This window comes from Duganella sp. CF402, assembly GCF_900109645.1.
GTDB lineage: Bacteria > Pseudomonadota > Gammaproteobacteria > Burkholderiales > Burkholderiaceae_D > Rugamonas.
Genome location: NZ_FOBG01000001.1, coordinates 3,781,240 through 3,800,241, shown reverse-complemented (window position 1 = coordinate 3,800,241; position 19,002 = coordinate 3,781,240). Strand labels below are relative to the sequence as shown.

The window sequence follows — 19,002 nt, the reverse complement described above, 5'->3', positions numbered from 1 at the left end:
AGAATCGACAGAGAATGGATACGAAGACTTTACTTCGCGTGCACGCTTAATATGGCCGCTGTGTCTAGCGGCGGATCATCTAGCAGGCGACTTGCCGTGCTTACGTCAGCCAGATAGCTTTTACTCGCCCGCCACATCGCGAATGCACCGACAAAGAGAGACAGGGGGACCAGGTACATTGCCCCATGGAGTCCGAGCGCGCGGTGATTCTCAGTCAGGGTAGCGGCGTTATCGGCTGCTCGCGCAGCGTCTGCGATAAAATCAGAGAGTCCGCCAACCGCGACCGTTCCGAACGCGCCGCCCAAGAGGTACATTGATGCCATGAAAATCGCTGTCGCAGTTGCCCGCAGTTGGGGCGGCACCAGTTCTTGCACAGCGGGATAGATGCATACTGCCTGTACATTCCCGATCAGAAAGCCTATTCCCATTAGCCAAGAGAATACGGTGACATCCTTGGCGATCAGGCCAGCCAAGATGAACAGAGAACACAACGTCATTCCACCAGTTCCCAACACCATTCGGCCATTGGGTGATTGCTTCTGCATGCGGTCCGCCAGTGGGCCAACGATGGCGAGGCCGATGACACCGGATACGCCTAATAGCAAGCCTGACAGCAGCCCCGCCGTTTTGAGATCCAGGTGAAAATAACGCTGATACAGCGGCATCATAAAGCCGTTTGCTCCATATGCAGCAAACGTGCCGCCGAGCCCGGCAATGATAAGCCACCACATGGTGCGGACCCGTAAAATCTTTCGAATAGGCTTGGCTACAGGCGTCAGCAGTTGCGTGATCTTGGCGTCAGATGCCCCTCGCACCGGTTCACGCATCATGAAAAACGCCATAGCCAGGATTAGACCTGGTACCGTGGCAAAGTAGAACGGCGCTCGCCAGGAATCGAAAGCGACCGCAATCTGGCCGACAGTGATGAATGCCGCTACTGCGCCCAGTGGCAATCCCAACATGAAAAATCCCACTGCGCGTGAGCGTCGCTCTGAGGGAAATAAATCGCTAATCAATGAATGTGCGGCTGGTGCATAACTCGCCTCGCCTATCCCCACCCCCATGCGAAGTATCAAAAAGCTGACAAAGCCATTGGCAAAACCCGTCATCGCTGTAAATGCGCTCCACACCACTAGGCCTACGCCGATTACGACCTTGCGAGATCCGAGGTCCGCCAGCCGTCCCAACGGAATGGATGACAGCGCATAGACGATGGTGAAGCCGCTGCCGATCAAACCCAATTGAAAGTCTGTCAATGCGAACGCGATACGCAAGCGCTCGCCCAATACTGCCGGGATAAGACGGTCGTATACATTTAGAAGATTTGCCAGGAACATGATTACCAAGACCCGTAATGCATTGTCCGCTTGATGCCCGCGCAATGGTGCAGGCGCTTGATGTACCTCCATATGTGTCTCCATTTTGTTGTGACCCTTTTTCGACGGTGCCGGCACCGGTAAAGCGCAGCAGCTGAGCGGATCTTTGTTCATCAAAATATACGGATATTGCGAAAGCGAGTCAACAAACTTCTTTTGTAGCAAAGAAATATATTAAGTGGCTGAGTGTTGCATATTTCTTTTCCTGGATAGAAAAAACATGGATAGAATAGTGAATCAATCAGAAAGGTGATTCAATGGCAGCAACTAAGGCAAAAAAGGCAGCCCCCGTCAAAGCGGAGGCTGATGCCGCAAACGATGACAGCGCACGCCGCACGCAGAGCGATCGGCGCGCTGAATCAACGCAGAAGATACTCGACTGCGCCGAAGCCAATTTCGCAAAACTCGGATTTTATGGCGTCACGCTCAACGATATTGCGCAACAGTGTGGTATGCCCACCGCATTGATCCGCTACTACTACGACGATAAACAAGCGCTGCTAAATGAAGTGTTTCGGCGCCGTGCAAGCGTGATCAACGAAGAACGCGTTCGTGCACTTGAGGAATACAAGCTTGCTGCCAAAGGCAAGATGACAATAGAAGGCTTGCTTGATGCGTATCTCAATCCGGTATTCAACACCATGGTTGCCGAGGAGGGGTGGCGGATGTTCGGCGCGTTGGTGGCCCAGGTGGGCATCTTGCCTGCATGGGGTGGGCCGGAGGAATTCAATCGAGATACTTTCGATCCAGTCATTAAAATTTTCTTACAGCTCCTGCGCGAACTTGCAGTAGGAGTCAGCGACGAGGATCTGTTCTGGTACTACCATCTGGTCTCGGGCTCTCTGTTGGTTTCACTCAGCCAGACCGGCCAAATCGACCGGATTTCGAAAGGACTCTGCGCGTCGACAGACCTGCAGAGCGCGGGCAAACACATCTCAATGGTGTTTGCGGCGGGTTTTCATGCGCTGCCGCGGGCCAAGAAACCGCGCAAAAAAACTACACCGACTTCGAACTAAGCCAGCGTGGCCGGCTAACTCTCAACTCACCATCTGGGCAGCAACGCAACCCATGGGAACGGCGCTCAAATCAACATCTTTCTTTTCTAGGAAGTAAGTTCATTGACGCGTCGTGCGTGGTCTTGTATATTTGGGCATCCGAACCAACACCTATCCGCTCACTCAAAGTGCGCCGAGGAAACCGCCTTGTACTCGACCTCGCTACATACCGCGCCATTTATCTGGACGCCCCTGCAAAGCATTGATCCGATGGGATTTCAGGCCGTCAAAGGCCATGTTCCACAACGACGAGATGGCTATAACCGCTGGTTCTTGTTCCGGACATTGGTTGAGATAGCCCAGACCCCGGACAGCGCACCAGTCGACATCACCGTTGATGGACGCTACCTGTTGTTTGTCAACGGTGAGCAGATCGGGCGAGGGCCTGTTCGCTGCAGTCCACTTGCTCAGCGCTATGACAGCTATGAGATCGGCAGCCGGCTTAAACCCGGAAAGAATGTCATCGCAGTGTTAGTTCATACCTACGGCGTCGACACGGCATTCTACGAGACCACCAAGGGCATGTGGTCACACACGTTCGGCGATGGTGGCTTGTGGATGAATGGGCCTGTGGTCAACACACACCAAGTTTGGCGCTGCATCCAATCCGAAGCCTGGGAAAGCGATACGCCGCGCGTCAATCACAGCCTGGGCTTCATTGAATCCTTAGATGCCAATCGTTTACCGCAAGGGTGGCTCGACGCAGAGTTCGACGACGAAAGTTGGCTCGTCGCCCGTCCACTGCTGGCCCGTGGTGGTGGCCCAGAGTCTACATATGGCGGCCTTATCGTTCGACCATTCCCCACTCTGGTTCCACGCGGCATACCTCAATTGGAAGAGCGCGAAGTCCTCCCGGAGCGCGTGCTCTGGACACGCTCGCAGACAGCCGATGCATCGCTACCGATTACCCATAGAATTTACGATGAAAAGCTGAAACCTCTTGCCGAGGGCATGATTGCCGGATTAAACAACCTGCTGGTTATTGGTGGATCAGGGGCGAGGATCAGCACCAGCGAGCAAGAAGATACCGCTTTCCTGCTCGACTTCGGACGCATCCTGACCGGCCATCCAGTGTTGGAAATCGATGCTGCGGGCGGAGAGATGATCGAAATCGCTTGCTCGGAGCGCCTGCCCGGCGAATGGGAGGCGGGAGGTGCCAAGCCCGAGGCCCGCATTACACCGTTCAGGGTATTGGGTAACGACGCACATCTATGCCGTTATATTGCTCGTCCCGGCAAGCAGCGCTTTGAACGCTTTGAGTGGTGCGCAATACGCTATATGCACGTGGTGATTCGCAATGCGCCTGGTGGCGTAACCGTTAACAAGATCGGCGCGACGCGCAGCAATTATCCCGTTACAGAGCGCGGCCGGTTCTCATGCTCGGATCAAGGATTGACACGGCTCTGGAGTCTGGGGGCATATACACTACGCCAGTGCATGCATGATGCTTGGGAAGATTGCCCCGGCCGCGAACAGCGCCAATGGCTGGGCGATGTCACCGTCGAAAACCTGGCTGGTTGGGCTGCCTTCGGTTCGTCTGTGGCGCCGCTGACAGCGAAATTTCTGATACAGGTCGCGGAAAGCCAGCGTCCGGATGGGCTTACGCAGATGTTCGCCCCGGGCGATCATTTTGAAAACGGCAACCTCATTCCCGATTGGACCCTGCAGTGGATCCTATGCGCCGCAGATCATTGGAATCTCACTGCAGACCTTGCCACGATCGAAACCATTTGGCCGTCTATTCAAAAAGCACTGATGTGGTTTGAACGCCTGCGCGGCCCCCATGGACTAATTGTAGACATGCCGTACTGGCACTTTATGGATTGGGCTGGTGTGGGCCGGGAGGGCGAAGCCGCCGCGTTGAACGCGCAATACGCCGGCACGTTGCGCGCGGCCGCGCAACTGGCCGATGCAGTCGGTTTTAATGCGTATGCGACCCGCTATCAGGAACAGGCTGATCACATTATTGCAATACTCAATCAACGCCACTGGGACGAGGCGCGTGGCGCATGGGTAGACATGGTCAATCCGGTAAACGACTGCCAATTGCCACGAATGTCTCAGCACGGTAATGCCGCCATCGCTCTATGGGGCTCAGCCCCCATCGAGCGGGTGGAGCGAGCCCTTACCCGCATTACCGACCATGCGCGCGAGACACGCACGCCAGCACCGCCGGTAGTGCCTTTCGGCACAGCATTGGACGAAGAGCACGGCGTCGTAATGGCCAACACGTTCTACGGGCACTTTGTCACAGAAGCACTGGCACGTAATGGCCGGGTTGAGGCTGGGCTTGATCAAATTCGACGCAGATTCATGCCAATGCTTGAAGCCGGAGCAAGCACGCTGTGGGAGGCCATGTCCCCTTGGGCTAGCCTGTGCCATGGTTTCTCCGCGTCCCCCACCTATTTCCTTTCCCGCCACGTTTTAGGTGTTGCACCAGCGGCGCCTGGCTTCAGCCAAATTCGCATCGCGCCAAACCTTGGCGACCTTATCCACGCCGAGGGCGTGGTGCCTGTTGGAGCATACGATGTGGAAGTTTGGTTGGAGCGCAGCGACCGTGGTTTCGCGGCGTGGGTTAGTGACGTTCCCGGCGTAGAGATCGCCGCCGCCCAAGGCTGGCGTATTACTAGTAGTGTCCGACGCGATCAAAAGTGGGTGGTCGAGTACGAGCCCGAGTGAGTATCTGCCGCATGCCGAACTGCGCCCCTCAGGGGGCGCACCGGCATGGCCGCAAGGCTTCTTGCGGAAAACACGGGCAGGTGCCCACTAACCAGAGCTTCAGGCATCCCCGGTACCAAATCCTGCGTCGACAAGGATGACTTTAATACCGCTATGCTTGATAACGCCGATAACTGCGGCTGGAGCGGACGAGTCAGTAATGATGCACGACACGCGCGATAGCTTCGAGAGAATCAAGCCCGCTTTGCGCGTAAACTTCTCCCCATCTACCATGACGATGAGCTTATCAGCTTGATTCATCAACCGTTGCTCAGTTTGAACAAGAAGAGGATCTGCCTCCATCAAACCTAAGGTCGAGACGGCATATACGCTGGTAAACATCTTTGATACAAACGGCATCGGGCTATCATCAAACGGCGTGACCATCACATTCTGTTCGCGGTATATCTTTCCACCCGTGAGATAGACTTCGTTGTCGCTGGTTGATAGCAGCCGTTCCGCCATTAAAAAAGAGTTCGTATATATCGCAAGACGCTTGTCCTCCAGGAACTTAGCCATGTGGAACGTCGTCGTGCCGCCGTTGATGATGACGGTCTCGCCATCATGACACAGCGACGCCGCGAATTGGGCTATTGCCCTCTTCGCCGCTGTCTGGGTACCCATGTTCTTCCGGAACGTCCCGCTCAACGAAGCAAGTGGACGGTCGCGAGCCAGATGATCAACACCACCATGGCGACGGTCGACCAGGCGCCGCTCATTGAGCCAGCGCAGGTCGCGACGGATAGTGGCCGGAGATGCGCCTAGCCACTCAACTAACTGATGGACTGTAGCCGACTGGTGCGTGCCAAGCATTTTCAGCATGAGCTTGCGTCGATTAAGCATACTCACGGAATTCCTCACTCTTTCTCACTCAAGATGCGTGCAAATATACGATTCTGGCAAATGCCAGTCAACTTATTTCTTTTTTAGAAAAGAATGTTATTGACGACTCTAAAGATGACACGTATAACGAGCGTTGGTCAATTCTGTGAAGCTGCGCTTAGAGGAAAGGACTGACTTTTCAGGAGCCAACAGCTACATCTGTTGGCCCCCAGTTGGTACCAATGAATAACTTAGGCAAGGAGAGCTAATGAATTATGGATCGGTTAGGCGGGTTGCCATTGTCGGCGCAAGCCGTATCCCTTTTGCTCGCTCAAACACCGCATATGGATCGCTTTCGAACATCACCATGCTGACCGATACCCTACGTGGAGTGGTTCAGAAATATAGGTTGCAAGGACTGCGCCTTGGCGAAGTTGTCGGAGGCGCGGTGATGAAGCACTCAAGGGACTGGAATCTGCTGCGAGAGTGTGTCTTGGGTAGCGGCCTTGATCCTCAGACACCTGCATACGATATCCAGCAGGCCTGTGGCACAGGTCTTGAGGCGGCGATTCTTGTCGCGAACAAAATCGCACTGGGACAAATTGAATGTGGTATCGCCTGCGGTACCGATACGACATCAGACGCGCCAATCGCCGTCAACCGACGCTTGCAACGCGGACTTATGAAACTGAATGCGGCACGTACGCGCGGCGACAAGCTGAAAGCCGCATTTCACTTACTCAATCCCCGCTATCTCGTACCCGAACTGCCGCTCAATAGTGAGCCCCGTACCGGCAAATCCATGGGGCAGCATGCACAGCTTACGGCTGACAGATATGGAATCACGCGCGAGGCGCAAGACGAGCTATCACTGGCCAGCCATTCGAATCTGGCAAAAGCATATGAGGAGGGATTCTTCGACGACCTGATAATGCCCTATCATGGTTTAACCCGCGATAATGTTCTGCGTGGTGGTACATCGCTCGCACAACTGAGCAAACTTGCACCGGCGTTCGACCGCCAGCACGGAACCATTACTGCCGGTAATGCGTCACCATTGACCGATGGCGCTTCAGCGGTTCTTCTCGCCTCAGAAAAATGGGCAAACGAACATGGGCTGCCCATCATGGCCTACCTTTCCGCTGCGGAGGTCGCGGCGGTAGATTTCGTTGATGAACGCGAAGGACTGTTGATGGCCGGAGCATACGCGGTGCCACGCATGCTGCAGAAGCTGGACCTGTCGCTACAAGAATTCGATTTTTACGAGATTCATGAAGCCTTCGCTTCTGTGGTCCTCTGCACACTAGCGGCCTGGGAGTCGGAGGATTTCTGTCGATCTCGTCTGGGATTAGATTCCGCACTGGGCGGCATCAACCGCGCAAAGCTGAACGTTAAAGGCGGATCCGTTGCAACCGGCCATCCGTTCGCTGCGACCGGATGCCGTATCGTCGCGACGCTGGCCAAGACGCTGGATCAGGCAGGCGGCGGTCGCGGTCTCATTTCCATATGTGCCGCTGGCGGCCAGGGCGTTACAGCTATTTTGGAGAAGTAAAACATGTCTGATTGGTTATTCAAGCTACACCGCAATGTCTTGACCGCACCGCTGGCTCGCGGCATCGGCTTACCTGATCCCGTCCCGCTGGCCCGCAGCCTTGAAGGTTATCAGTCACGGCCAATGGAGAGCAAGAACGTCTTTATTTACAGTGCTCCTGAGGGCTTCGCAACCGGCGCCATACGCCAGGCAGTTGAGGCTGCGGGCGCGTTGCCGCACAGTTCATTATCCAACACAGAAGCATCGCCGACAGACATCCTGGTTGTCGACGCAACCGGGTGCGTTAAGACAGCTGACTATGATGCTCTGCACGAGTGCTGCCATACCATGATCCGGAAGATCACCATCAACGGAAGGGTGCTGCTCTTGGCTGCCAGTCCGCAGCAAGCTGTCTCCCCTATAGCCGCCGCGATTGCTCGTGGGATCGAAGGGCTAGTCCGTTCACTAGGTAAGGAATTAGGCCCGAAAGGCATAACGGTCAATTTACTGTACGTTGAAGAAGATGCTTTATCTCGACTCGAGGGGCCAGTACGTTTCTTCTGCTCGGCACAAAGTACCTACGTCACCGGCCAGGCTGCCTACGTGTCAGCGAATGCCAAAGCTCCGGATACCGTGCCCTTTTATCAGGCGCTTCGCGGCAAAGTAGCATTGATCACGGGGGCGGCGCGGGGAATTGGCAAGGCAACGGCGGAGCGCTTGAGCCAAGAAGGGGCCAGGCTCGTTTGTTTGGATGTGCCTGCCGCATCTACAGACTTGCATGACTTATGTGGACGCATCGGAGCGCTTCCACTATTGATGGACATTGCGTTGCCGGACACACCTGACCGCTTGGCGGCTTTCCTTCGCGACCGATTTGGTGGCGTGGACATTCTGATCCACAATGCGGGCATTACGCGTGACCGCACCTTGGCCAAAATGAGTGCGCAACTCTGGCAAAAGGTCATCGAGATAAACCTTGCCTCGGTACTGTCGATTGACGAAAAACTGTTGACCGAAAATCTCATCGAATCAGATGCGAGGATGGTTTGCGTGTCTTCCATAGGTGGTATCGCAGGAAACTTCGGACAGACCAACTACGCTACTTCGAAGGCAGCACTAATCGGCTACGTGGCTGCGCGCGCCGCCAAGCTTGCGCGATATGGAGTCACTGTCAATGCTATCGCACCGGGATTTATCGAGACAGAAATGACCGCTGCGATGCCGTTCCTGCCGAGGGAAGTCGGACGCCGCCTCAACTCACTAAAGCAAGGGGGCCAACCACGCGACGTAGCAGAACTCATTGCATTCTTGTGCACACCTGGTGCCAGCGGCATTAGTGGCCAAACCATCAGAGTGTGTGGCCAAGCTCTGCTTGGTGCCTGAGCCCGCACCGAGTATTCAATCATTGCTTGTGTCCAGTCCGTTGCTTGATCCAAGCAATGATCTGGTCGCGAGCTAGCGCTCCATCTTTGTCATCAAGAAATGAATGGCGTGCACCCGGCAAAACGACCAGTGTCTTGTCACGTGAGACGACCAGGTTTATGAAGTCTCGGCTCCCGCTCGGATCAGTTGCGCGATCTTCGCTACCGTGGAGGGCGATGACCGGTATTTCGATTTGCGGGTAGAGCTTAAAATTTTCCTGGGATACCCTGGCGCCGCCACCGGCGACCAGCCATGGCAGCCGAACTTTTCCAAACATTGGATCAGCGTGCAGACGCAGTTCAGCCTCACGATCCCGCATCAACACTCCTGCAGGCGGCACGACGGGCCCTGGCATACCCAACGTCGGCATGAGAAATCCTCCGAGCCGCGCAACCGCTCGGAGTGGAGCGCCCACATCATATTTGAGCGCAGGTGCAAGCAGGATTAGGCCTGCTACCCGATGCTGATCGCGGACGACGCTGGTGGCAGAAACGAGTCCGCCCAGCGAGTGGCCCATCAGGAAGACTGGATAAGGTTGCTGCTCGAGATTTTTCCTTGCGGCGAGATGATCCGCTACCGCCTCGTCAACGTCAGTCAGACCTCTTGGGCCGGGCGAGCGTCCACTCCCCCACATGTCGAAGGCGTAGACGCTGATGCCATTCGCCAGCAGCGTCGGTATGAGTTGCGCGCCGCCATGGACATAGCGTTGCGCGTAGTCGGCCCATCCATGCTGAAGCAGTACCACCGCCTGCGGATGAGGTGCCAACCATCGGTAGCCAGTGACGCCAGTGCCGATGTCCCAGGCTTCACACGCAATAGCCGGGGCATCAGGCCTCTGCTGACCACGGTCCGCCACGGTGGCAGCTGAATCCCCGCAACCGACGTCGCCGCGCATCGATCCGCCGGAGGAGCGGCCCGCACTGGTTTTATACGCTAGCCAGCCAGCGAAACACACGATGAAGAAGGAGACCATCACTTTCAAAACTCCGTCGCCAAGTTTGCGTTTCACGGTTTGCGTGTGCATTAGCCAGCCTTCAAGAATCTGTCGATTCCAATTCTAGACATATTTTTCCTTCCTAGACAAGAAATTTCATCGAGAAGCCGCACGCGACCAACACTGGTAACATTTTTCTTTTTTAGCAAAGAAGTTTATTGACTGGCGCAAATCGTTGCCATATATTGAATCGACCCTTCAAACAAATAGTCGAGTGACCGACAGGTCGCCAGGGAGACAAATTGAACAGCCGCTCGTCCATGCTATCCAGTCGCGTGTGTCACCGCTCGCGAGCCGCCCGCTTAATTCTCCCTCTCCAATGTCTGGCCTGCATCATGACATCGACGGATTGCCGCCGTATCAGCTACACCACGAATTCTTACAAGGAGCGAAGTAATGACAGTAAATGAATGGATAAAAAGTCTTCCGTCCGCACTGCGGGTTGACCGAATTTCAAATCTTGAAAAGACGATCCAGTTTGAAGTATCGGATCCGGTCTACATGGTCATAGCGAAAGGGAGTGCCAGTGTGCACGAGGGAACCTCCCCGAATGCAGATTTGACCTTGCGCGCGAACGACCAAGACATGATCGCCGTTCTGAGCGGCGAGCTGAACGGTGTCGAGGCCTTCATGGGCGGGAAGCTTCAGGTGAATGGCGACCTGATGTTGGCTCAACAATTCCTGACTATGTTCGACACCGAAAAACTTCGTTAATTGTTCATAACAGAGCGGTTTACATAAAAGAACCGCCAATAAGGAGACAAAAAAATGAAACTAAAACCAATTGCATTCGCAGCACAGATCCTCGTGACCGCAGCTTCCATGTCGGCCCCGCTCACCTCCATGGCCCAGGAACAAGATGTCCCGCACGACCCAGCAGCGACAGTGACTTCCGCGCCTCGGTCTAATGAGCTGACAACGATCTTGATCACGGGGACTAAACGGAGCGAGCCTGACCTTAACCGGGCGTTACTGAGTTAGTTGGTGGTGCCGGACGTACAGAATAGGACGCCGGCATCATCCCATTTACATAGCGGCAGGGAGTCCAGCAACGCATAAATAGCGTGTTCGTTTGCTGGCAGGATTGACCCTCTCAGATTGACCCTCTCTCCAGGTCCTCGCGAACGCCGCGACCCTGTCGTAAGACCCCTCGAACCCCAATTCTTTTAGGTCCTCATGGATCTGTTTCAGCGTGCGCCGCTGCTTACGCGACTTGGCCGCCTCAGTCTTGAGGAGCGCAGAGAGCTGGAACGCGTATTTGTCGATGGCGCGGGTGGAGCGCCGCTCAGCGTAGGCTGGCTCTATGGTTTCCGAGCGCAGGTAGCGCCGGACGGTATTTCTTGAGATGCCCAACCGCCTAGCGATCTCTCTCAATGGGATCTGCTCGCGAATGTGCCAGCGTCGAATAATGCCTAGTAATGCCACGTCGATCACTCCGATTCCCCGCTCAATGTCATGAGCAGGATTGTGTCTTAAACGTGGGTCAGATTCGTTTGCAAATTATGTGGCAAACTGGGTCAGATTTCGTTGCAAATCAACACATCTGCCATCTAAATCAAAGACTTCGATCAGCTTGGCAATGAACTCAGCGCTGGGAGGGCCTTTTTTGCCAACCTCTACTGCTGACACATAGCTTTGCTCGACATTGAGTTTTAACGCGAACTCGACTTGTGTGAGACCACACGATGTACGTAATTCCTTCATCAAAATTGAAAACGGGCTCATAAGCACTACTGCCTTAAATAGAACCTTCTGAAAAGTATAAAAACGCCTCAGAAGGAGTTGCAAGATATTTGTTTTGAATTCCAACAATAGTTGGCAAAAAAAATTTAGAAATTCCGACAATTGTCGGAATTTATCGTTGTTTTTATGTGACAACGGTGGTGTATTATTCGTTCAAGGTTTTATTCTGTGTTCAAGTTCATATTCCCGCGTGCCAGTTCTTGTTACGTCAGAGTAAAAACTTGAATGGGGTACCCTACAAATCAATGGCTTAGCATATCCATTGCCTGCATTTAGCCCTAATATAGTCTTAAACTGGAGGAATTTTACGCTCTAAGTTTGCACTCACAAATAATAAATTCTTGAATGGGGGCTCAACTGGGGACGGCGCCGTTTTGTGAGCAATCCTGGCACAGGAGAAGGCTGGGCATCAGGTACTCGGTGACAAAGTCTCCCAGACTTACGACCCTAGCTTGTGGTTCCGATAATCGACCGCAAGAATACCGCTTCAAAAACACCTCGACGCAAGCGCAGGCAGGAGGAGGATAACGCGGCTCCGATCCGCCTGAGCATCAATACATGAGAAGAAGCGGAGTTCGACGCAAATTCCAGGTCAGAGTTCAGTGCATTCTAACAGTCGCGGCGTTCGCGAAAACTGGGGGTAAGGGCAAACTGAGAGGGGTAATCGTGCCAGCCAAACGAACACCTTACGGATGGTCGGCTCGAGTATGCCCCGCTGCTCGCCGTCATCTAGTAGATGAAGCGAAAAATAAGTGGGCATCGTTGACTTGCATTTTTTTTTTGGCATAACATAATTAGAATTATGATTCTAAAGAGGCTTGCGCGAATTCGCCTAGGCTATTGCCCCGACAACCATTGGAACCTACTATGCGCTTCTCAGTCTTTCTCAATGCCCGCACCATGAGCGCGGATGCGGATAAACAACTCATTGTCGACCTGGAGGAGCACGCTTTGCTCGCGGGGAAGCTTGGCTTTGATGCAATTTTCCTGCCGGATCATCACTTTAATGGTTATATGCCGGTGGCCAGCGACAGTTATATGTTTGCGTCTTACCTCGCAGCCAAGCTGCCTGAGATGCATTTCGGCTTCTCTGTGACATCGGTGCCGTTACACCATCCGGTGCGTTTTGTCGAGCGCATCAATATCCTCGACCACCTGACCAAGGGCAAGCTGCTCGTCGGGATCGGTTCTGGCACGACGCCGGAAGAGATGATCGGCTTCGGCGTCAACTACAAGGATGCCGGCGGCATCGCCGAGGAAAACCTTGCCGCAGCCGAAGCGTTGTGGGCCAAGAAAATTGAGGATGCTCCGGTGGAACTGACCGGCTTCCACAAGGGATGTGTCCTGCAGCGAATTGCGCCGCACTCTTACGGCGAACGCCATGCGCGCCTGATGCCGGTGGCAATGAAGCCGAGTAGCATCACCCGCGCGGCGGTCAACGGCTGGCCAGCCTTCATCCCAGCGTTTACACCGCCGAAGATCGGCGGCACTGATCCGTTTAGTCACGTGAAGAAATACTTTACGGATTACCATGGGCAACTACTCGCGGCAGGCCACTGTGCCGACACAGTAGCCGATGCGCTGTCTTGGACGACGCATAGCTATCAAGCAGTGCATTTGGCGCCGACCGATGAACAGGCGCATGCGGAAATGATCGAGATTCTCCAGTCCTATCAGAAGGCGGTCGACCGCGAAGCCGAGTTCAATGCAAAAGCTGAATCCGATGAGTCAAATAAGAAGACCGACCAGACCAACTCAGCGCTGAGCGAGGACTGGATGGCCACTTGGTGCCTGTATGGCAGTCCGCAGACGGTGATCGCCAAGCTGCGCGCGTATCAGGAACTGGGTATTGGCAATATCTTGTGCGGTACCACGACCGGGCCGCTGACGACGCAGCGTCTTGCCTATGCGAACCAGACCCTGCGTCTACTTGCCGAACAGGTCATTCCGGCTCTTAAGTAATCGGCGGTCCTTGGACGGGGCCCAATATTTCGACAACAAGAGGAATCCATCATGAACAAACCATTTAAGGTCGCAGAGGCCCACGGCCGCGCTCCGTTCATCGTCGGCATCGGAGGAACGACCCGGCCCGGTTCGAGCACCGAGAGTGCGCTGCGCGTCGCGCTGCAACACGCCGAAGAGCTTGGTGCACAGACCCAATTGTTCGGCGGCGAGGCGCTCGCAGCCTTAGCGAGCTATTCGCCAGAGCAGACCGAGCGCACTGCGGGCCAGCGCGCGATCGTCGAGGCTGTACGGAAAGCCGACGCCGTGATTTTTGCTTCACCGGGTTACCACGGCGGCGTGTCCGGCCTGGTGAAAAACGCCATTGACCTACTGGAAGACTTACGCGTCGACGAACGCGTCTATCTCGATGGCATGCCAGTTGGCTGCATCGTCACCGCTGCAGGCTGGCAGGGTTGCAATAGCACCTTGGGTGCGATGCGCTCGATCGTGCATGCGCTGCGGGGGTGGCCGACGCCATTGGGCGTGACACTGAATACGGCCGGCGTCAAGCTATTTGACAGCGATGGCAACTGCACCGACGAACAAGTGAAGTCGAGCTTATACTTGCTCGCCGGACAGGTCATCGGCGTGAGCCACGCGCCCGCGCCAGCGTACTGAGGTTGAGCGAATGAGCACGAAGACATTTGCCGTTCGCCGCCTTCTGTTGGCCCTCTCCCTGAGCAGCCTGATGCAGGCCTATGCCGCGCCGGTGACGCCTGGGGTGTTCAAGGGCACATGGGCGGGGCCAGCCGTTCGCACGTTGCCTGGCCCCGGTCCGGCGCTTGGTCAAACTCTGGAGCAGTATTTCGCAGATCTGAAAACTGGACCGAGGACACCCTCCCGCAAGCACGTGCTCGTCCTGGGCGGGTCGCGCGGCTTCGTCCACGACTCGATTCCGGCGGCGATGGCCGGCGTATGGAAGTGGGGCGAGGACAGCGGTTTGTGGGATGCCGACTTGCACACGGACTTTGTCCTTATCAATGGTGGTGGAGGACAGGCCATGCATGCGGGGTTCCAACCGAAGGGCCTGCGCGATTTCGATGCCGTCGTGGTAGCTAGTGCCGAAGGAGAATGGGAGCTCAGCGCAGCTCAACGCGCCGCATTCCTTGATTTCGTGCGCTCCGGGAAAGGACTGGTTGTCATGCACGCGGGACTTAGCGCGAACCACGGATGGCGCGACTATATAGACATGATCGGCGCTGAACAGGTAGGACATCCCTTTAATACGCTGGAGCATCCGGTGGTTCCATTTTCTCTAATCAACGAGAACCGCAATTTCCCTGCCACTGCCTTCCTGCCAGCGACCTTCGTCAAGCAGGACGAACTCTATACGCTTCGCAATTGGTCGCGCAATGACGTGGAAGTGCTCTTGAGCATGGACCGGAGCCGGATGGACATGAAAGCTGCCGGCGATGAAGTACCGCCCGACGGTGACATCCCGGTTACATGGATTAAACACTACGGCAAGGGCAGGGTGTTTGCTTCTTCGCTGGGCCACACGAAGGAGGCATTTTCAGATCCCGAAATCGTTCGGATGTACAGCGAAGCGATCAAGTGGGTGCTCCAACTGAGTGGCGGCGAACCCCAACTAAACAGGGCAGCTGGGGAGTCACGCTAGTCCACCCGGCTGTAGACGCCAAATTTGAGGCGAAGTGTGCAAAATGAGCGGGCATGTCCGCTCATTTTGCGTCACTGGACGCCTGCCTTTGCAAGAAATCCCCCCATCTCAAGCCATTGATAAAACAGCTTCAGCCAGCCTTCGCTGGTCTTGCCCTTTGCTCCTGCGCCGAAGCCATGTTCATCGTCCGAGAAAAAATGAAACTCGATGGGTTTTCCCGCCTTGCGATAATTGTCGATTAAAGGAAAGCCCTCCACACCTTCGAGCAGGAAGTCCTTTTGACCGATGGCCACAAACATCGGCGGTGCGTTGTCAGGCACTACCAGAGGGCCCATCTTGGAATAGATGGGCGCCGCAAATGCGGGAACATCCGCCCCCCCTTTGGAGACCATACTGCGAGTCAGGTAGCCGCCGGCAGAAAAGCCCATGAAACCCACACGACTTGAATCAACTTTGTAGTCACCAGCTTGCTGGCGAACGTGCCGCAACGCGGCCAGCCCGTCAGCCAATGCATCCGGCGTGGTGTCGAGCGACCGAGAGAAGCTGGCCTTCCCTCCCTTCATGAGGCTCAGAAGTTCTACCTTAAATTGCTCATGCGACGCTGGCGTCGGATTCAGGCGGTATTTAAGAATAAACGCGGCAATGCCGCGCTCGGCCAGCCATTCGCCAATCTGACAGCCCTCCTTGTCGATAAACAGGCTCAGGAAACCACCACCTGGCGCAATGATGACTGCAGCCCCAGTTGACTTATCTGATGGCGGAAGAATGGCTGTCAGCGTTGGCCGTGTCACGTTCCTGATGATCAGTGTGCCTCCGTCGACGGCGGAGGTTTCGACCGTAGAGTCGGTCGCGGACGGTGCAGGCAGGTCGATCGCCGGGCGATTGCAGAGCGGAGCTGCCGAAGCCCGTGGGGCCAGAGCAAACAGCGCAAATGGTAGCGCCAAGCCTAGAACGTTTCGTAACATAGTCAATTCCTTTCATCTTGTCAGCGCAATTAGCGCACGTTGATTCTCCAAATCGCACTTGTTCGCAGTGGTCAAGTCGGCAATAGGGTGAACTTGACCGGCTTGCCTGCCGTGGACGATGGCGCTATCCATACGTGGAATTCGCCTGGTTCTGCGCCCCATTTCAGGTCTGTTCCCACGAACTCCAGTTCGCGGCGGGTCAGTTGGAAGGCCACCCGGGTTGTCGCTCCTGAGGGCATCGCCACTTTCCGGAATGCCTTCAATTCGCGCACCGGACGGGTAACGCTGGCGGCTAGGTCGCGAACATACAGTTGGACCGTCTCTTCGATTGAACGCTGGCCGACGTTGCGCATAGTTGCTGAGACGGTGATCGCCCCGTTCCATGCGAGCTCCGCGAGGTCGACGTCGACTGGCCCGTATTCGACAGCAGAATACGTAAGTCCGTGTCCGAAGGGGTAAAGGGCGGCATGGCTGACATCGCGGTAGCGCGCCTTGAAAAAGGCATTCTCGCCCGCAAGCTGGGGACGCCCGGTCGGTTTGTGGTTGTAGAACCAAGGTTGCTGCCCTGACGTCTGAGGAAAGCTGACCGGTAGTCGGGCTGATGGGGATTCCTTCCCAGTCAGGATGTCCGCGATGGCATGCCCGCCCTCGGAGCCGAGAAACCAAGTGACCATGATGGCATCGGCGTGAAGGATAGCGCCTTCGAGGGCCAATGCGCGACCGCAGCTTAGCACCACCACCATCGGTTTTCCGGTTGCGGCGATTGCTTCTGCCAAATCCTGTTGGGCTGGAGGCACGACGATTTGCGATCGCGCGGCTGCTTCGCCGGACATTTCCTGGCCTTCGCCCAAGGCAAGAATCACGATGTCGGCTACGCTCGCGGCAGCGACAGCCTGTTCGATCCCTCCTGGGATGGCCTTGTGGATGTCGCTGCCCCTTGTCACAGAGAGCTTGCCTTCGCCGAGTGCCTGCCGCAATCCCTTCGCCAGCGATACGCTTTCACCACGGCGTGCCCATGGCGCCCATGTTCCATCGAGATTGTCCGGATCGTCAGCCAAGGGGCCGATCAGGGCGATTCCTGCATGCTTTGCCAACGGCAAGCGATCCTTCTCGTTCTTCACCAGGACGATAGAGCGTACCGCTGCCTTGCGTGCCAAGGCAAGTGCCGCAGACGTGCGAATTTGGGTCTTCTCACGCACAAGGTCGAGTGAGCGGAATGGGTCGTCCAGTAGCCCGAGTTGCTCCTTGACCATGAGCACGCGCCGCACTGCTTCATTCAGTGCCGCTTGAGGCAGGGCACCGCCGAGGACAAGATCGGCGAGGTGACGCTTGAACAAGCCACCGCCCATGTTCACATCAAGGCCCGCGTTGAAAGCTTTCTTTGCCGCGTCCTTCTCATCAGTTGCGAACCCGTGCGCCACCAGTTCTTCCGCTGAACCCGCGTCCGACACGACAAACCCGCGAAAGCCCATTTCTTTGCGCAGGATTTCAGTCAACAAGTGACGGTTGCCGGATGCAGGTACGCCGTCGATATCATTGAAGGCGGCCATTGTGGTCACCGCGCCTGCGTCGAAGGCCGCCTTGAACGGTGGCAAATGCGTCTGGCGCAATTCGCGTTCAGTTAAATCAGTGGTGTTGTATTCCATGCCCCCCAGGACTGCGCCATAACCGGCAAAATGCTTCGGGCACGCGGCGACGCTGTGTGGGAAGGCGAGGCTCTTGCCCTGAAAGCCGCGGACATACGCATCGGCAAAGCGCGACGACAGATACGGGTCTTCTCCCGAGCCTTCGGCCACCCGGCCCCAGCGCTGGTCACGAGCGACATCCACCATAGGCGCATAAGTCCAGTGGACGCCGACGGCCGTCATTTCGATTGCCGCAGCACGGGCCGTTTGTTCTGCCAGTACGGGTTCAAAACTGGAGGCGAGTGCAAGTGGAAGGGGAAATATCGTCCGAAACCCATGGATTACGTCGGCGCCGAAGAGCAAAGGGATGCCCAGACGCGACTCAAGGGCGGCCTGCTGCAATTTTCGGCCGAGCTCTACCCCCGTACCTCCCAACAGCGCGCCCACCCGCCCTGCCCGAATTTCTGCGACTTGGAACGTGGCGCGCTCTCGTGCTTCCGCTTGGGCATTGATATCGGGATTGATGGGACGGGGCGTGGGGCGCACATCGTCCGGATATAAGGTCAATTGCCCGACTTTTTCTTCAATTGTCATGCGCTTGAGAAGCGATTCCACCCGACGCGAGCCCCTGGCAGCGACCGCTGCAACTGCGGATGGAAGAGTGGACGCTGCGGGCAGAGCCGAAGTCACCTGAATGAAACGACGACGGGTGAGTACCATGTGATCTTATTCCGAAGAAAGTAGCGAAGCAGAGGCATTCCAATTCGGCGGTAAGTCGGGACCAATACGTCGCGATTGGCCGCTCAATTTGTTGGTCCGTTTCATTCTAGGGTGTTGCATTTGATGAGTCAATAAGAATTAGAATTTTCATTATTGTATTTGTTTAGTCTATTTATAGCCCCATTTTTTCCAGCTGTAACGAGGTAAAGATGAGGGGCAGCAGGCGAATTGTGGCAGTATGCGTTCCTGTTGGTATTCATAAAATCTATAGGGCCTATTGGAAAAATCCGTTAGCTTGCGAGGTTCAGCATATGTAGAGTAGTCACTTGAAGGCAAGTAACGAGTGATGGCTATGGCGTATTGTGCGCAGGTGCCAGTGGCAGCAGTTTGGCGCAACACGTGGTATCCC

14 protein-coding genes and 1 pseudogene are annotated in these 19,002 nt (G+C 55.6%); 8 read left to right on the top strand and 7 right to left on the bottom strand.

Going from position 1 to position 19,002, the window contains the following annotated elements:
* Positions 1-29: 29 nt before the first annotated feature.
* Positions 30-1,490 (bottom strand): spinster family MFS transporter, encoded by a 1,461-nt coding sequence (locus BMZ70_RS17005; RefSeq protein WP_207231497.1) that lies wholly within the window; start codon positions 1,488-1,490, stop codon positions 30-32.
* Positions 1,491-1,633: 143 nt separating this feature from the next.
* Between BMZ70_RS17005 and BMZ70_RS17000 the strand changes: the two genes are divergently transcribed.
* Together BMZ70_RS17000 and BMZ70_RS16995 are read left to right on the top strand one after the other, a co-directional pair.
* A complete protein-coding gene (locus tag BMZ70_RS17000) occupies positions 1,634-2,392 on the top strand; it encodes a TetR/AcrR family transcriptional regulator (protein ID WP_092276791.1) in 759 nt (252 codons plus the stop codon).
* A gap of 186 nt (positions 2,393-2,578) precedes the next feature.
* Positions 2,579-5,110 (top strand): alpha-L-rhamnosidase-related protein, encoded by a 2,532-nt coding sequence (locus BMZ70_RS16995; RefSeq protein ID WP_092276788.1) that lies wholly within the window; start codon positions 2,579-2,581, stop codon positions 5,108-5,110.
* 99 nt (positions 5,111-5,209) lie between these two features.
* On the opposite strand, the gene BMZ70_RS16990 is transcribed toward BMZ70_RS16995, so the two are convergent.
* Positions 5,210-5,992, bottom strand: coding sequence for a DeoR/GlpR family DNA-binding transcription regulator (locus tag BMZ70_RS16990; RefSeq protein WP_092276785.1), 783 nt, complete (start codon positions 5,990-5,992; stop codon positions 5,210-5,212).
* Positions 5,993-6,239: 247 nt separating this feature from the next.
* Here BMZ70_RS16990 and BMZ70_RS16985 point away from each other — a divergent pair, with 247 nt between their 5' ends.
* Together BMZ70_RS16985 and BMZ70_RS16980 are read left to right on the top strand one after the other, a co-directional pair.
* On the top strand, positions 6,240-7,523 hold the full coding sequence (locus BMZ70_RS16985) for an acetyl-CoA C-acetyltransferase (protein ID WP_092276782.1): 1,284 nt from the start codon (positions 6,240-6,242) through the stop codon (positions 7,521-7,523).
* 3 nt (positions 7,524-7,526) lie between these two features.
* Positions 7,527-8,885, top strand: coding sequence for a 3-oxoacyl-ACP reductase (locus BMZ70_RS16980; protein WP_092276779.1), 1,359 nt, complete (start codon positions 7,527-7,529; stop codon positions 8,883-8,885).
* Positions 8,886-8,904: 19 nt separating this feature from the next.
* Here BMZ70_RS16980 and BMZ70_RS16975 read toward each other — a convergent pair whose 3' ends face one another.
* The gene (locus BMZ70_RS16975) at positions 8,905-9,948 is read right to left on the bottom strand and encodes an alpha/beta fold hydrolase (RefSeq protein WP_092276776.1); all 1,044 of its coding nucleotides are present in this window, start codon (positions 9,946-9,948) and stop codon (positions 8,905-8,907) included.
* Between the two features lie 366 nt (positions 9,949-10,314).
* Between BMZ70_RS16975 and BMZ70_RS16970 the strand changes: the two genes are divergently transcribed.
* Positions 10,315-10,632 (top strand): SCP2 sterol-binding domain-containing protein, encoded by a 318-nt coding sequence (locus BMZ70_RS16970; protein ID WP_092276773.1) that lies wholly within the window; start codon positions 10,315-10,317, stop codon positions 10,630-10,632.
* 375 nt (positions 10,633-11,007) lie between these two features.
* On the opposite strand, the pseudogene BMZ70_RS16960 reads toward BMZ70_RS16970, so the two are convergent.
* Positions 11,008-11,343: pseudogene (locus BMZ70_RS16960) on the bottom strand (helix-turn-helix domain-containing protein); the annotation flags it as partial.
* Positions 11,344-11,418: 75 nt separating this feature from the next.
* Complete coding sequence (locus BMZ70_RS16955) at positions 11,419-11,643, bottom strand: helix-turn-helix domain-containing protein (RefSeq protein ID WP_130300744.1); 225 nt, start codon at positions 11,641-11,643, stop codon at positions 11,419-11,421.
* Between the two features lie 885 nt (positions 11,644-12,528).
* On the opposite strand from BMZ70_RS16955, the gene BMZ70_RS16950 reads away from it, so the two are divergent.
* The 3 genes from BMZ70_RS16950 to BMZ70_RS16940 are packed head-to-tail and all read left to right on the top strand — an operon-like array spanning position 12,529 to position 15,283.
* Positions 12,529-13,623 (top strand): LLM class flavin-dependent oxidoreductase, encoded by a 1,095-nt coding sequence (locus BMZ70_RS16950; protein ID WP_092276765.1) that lies wholly within the window; start codon positions 12,529-12,531, stop codon positions 13,621-13,623.
* A gap of 51 nt (positions 13,624-13,674) precedes the next feature.
* On the top strand, positions 13,675-14,283 hold the full coding sequence (locus tag BMZ70_RS16945; RefSeq protein ID WP_092276762.1) for an NADPH-dependent FMN reductase: 609 nt from the start codon (positions 13,675-13,677) through the stop codon (positions 14,281-14,283).
* 10 nt (positions 14,284-14,293) lie between these two features.
* Positions 14,294-15,283 (top strand): ThuA domain-containing protein, encoded by a 990-nt coding sequence (locus BMZ70_RS16940; RefSeq protein ID WP_092276759.1) that lies wholly within the window; start codon positions 14,294-14,296, stop codon positions 15,281-15,283.
* Between the two features lie 71 nt (positions 15,284-15,354).
* Here BMZ70_RS16940 and BMZ70_RS16935 read toward each other — a convergent pair whose 3' ends face one another.
* Positions 15,355-16,248, bottom strand: a complete 894-nt coding sequence (locus BMZ70_RS16935) for an alpha/beta hydrolase (RefSeq protein ID WP_092276756.1) — start codon at positions 16,246-16,248, stop codon at positions 15,355-15,357.
* Between the two features lie 71 nt (positions 16,249-16,319).
* Positions 16,320-18,593 carry a glycoside hydrolase family 3 N-terminal domain-containing protein gene (locus BMZ70_RS16930; RefSeq protein WP_092276753.1) on the bottom strand — a complete coding sequence of 758 codons (2,274 nt, stop codon included), beginning with the start codon at positions 18,591-18,593 and terminating at the stop codon, positions 16,320-16,322.
* Positions 18,594-19,002: the final 409 nt, after the last annotated feature.

What these genes read in the sequence shown, in the direction of transcription:
- BMZ70_RS17005 (WP_207231497.1), bottom strand. Translation starts at nt 1,490, where the DNA reads ATGAACAAAGATCCGCTCAGCTGCTGCGCTTTACCGGTGCCGGCACCG.
- BMZ70_RS17000 (WP_092276791.1), top strand. Translation starts at nt 1,634, where the DNA reads ATGGCAGCAACTAAGGCAAAAAAGGCAGCCCCCGTCAAAGCGGAGGCT.
- BMZ70_RS16990 (WP_092276785.1), bottom strand. Translation starts at nt 5,992, where the DNA reads ATGCTTAATCGACGCAAGCTCATGCTGAAAATGCTTGGCACGCACCAG.
- BMZ70_RS16985 (WP_092276782.1), top strand. Translation starts at nt 6,240, where the DNA reads ATGAATTATGGATCGGTTAGGCGGGTTGCCATTGTCGGCGCAAGCCGT.
- BMZ70_RS16980 (WP_092276779.1), top strand. Translation starts at nt 7,527, where the DNA reads ATGTCTGATTGGTTATTCAAGCTACACCGCAATGTCTTGACCGCACCG.
- BMZ70_RS16975 (WP_092276776.1), bottom strand. Translation starts at nt 9,948, where the DNA reads ATGCACACGCAAACCGTGAAACGCAAACTTGGCGACGGAGTTTTGAAA.
- BMZ70_RS16970 (WP_092276773.1), top strand. Translation starts at nt 10,315, where the DNA reads ATGACAGTAAATGAATGGATAAAAAGTCTTCCGTCCGCACTGCGGGTT.
- BMZ70_RS16955 (WP_130300744.1), bottom strand. Translation starts at nt 11,643, where the DNA reads ATGAGCCCGTTTTCAATTTTGATGAAGGAATTACGTACATCGTGTGGT.
- BMZ70_RS16950 (WP_092276765.1), top strand. Translation starts at nt 12,529, where the DNA reads ATGCGCTTCTCAGTCTTTCTCAATGCCCGCACCATGAGCGCGGATGCG.
- BMZ70_RS16945 (WP_092276762.1), top strand. Translation starts at nt 13,675, where the DNA reads ATGAACAAACCATTTAAGGTCGCAGAGGCCCACGGCCGCGCTCCGTTC.
- BMZ70_RS16940 (WP_092276759.1), top strand. Translation starts at nt 14,294, where the DNA reads ATGAGCACGAAGACATTTGCCGTTCGCCGCCTTCTGTTGGCCCTCTCC.
- BMZ70_RS16935 (WP_092276756.1), bottom strand. Translation starts at nt 16,248, where the DNA reads ATGTTACGAAACGTTCTAGGCTTGGCGCTACCATTTGCGCTGTTTGCT.
- BMZ70_RS16930 (WP_092276753.1), bottom strand. Translation starts at nt 18,593, where the DNA reads ATGGTACTCACCCGTCGTCGTTTCATTCAGGTGACTTCGGCTCTGCCC.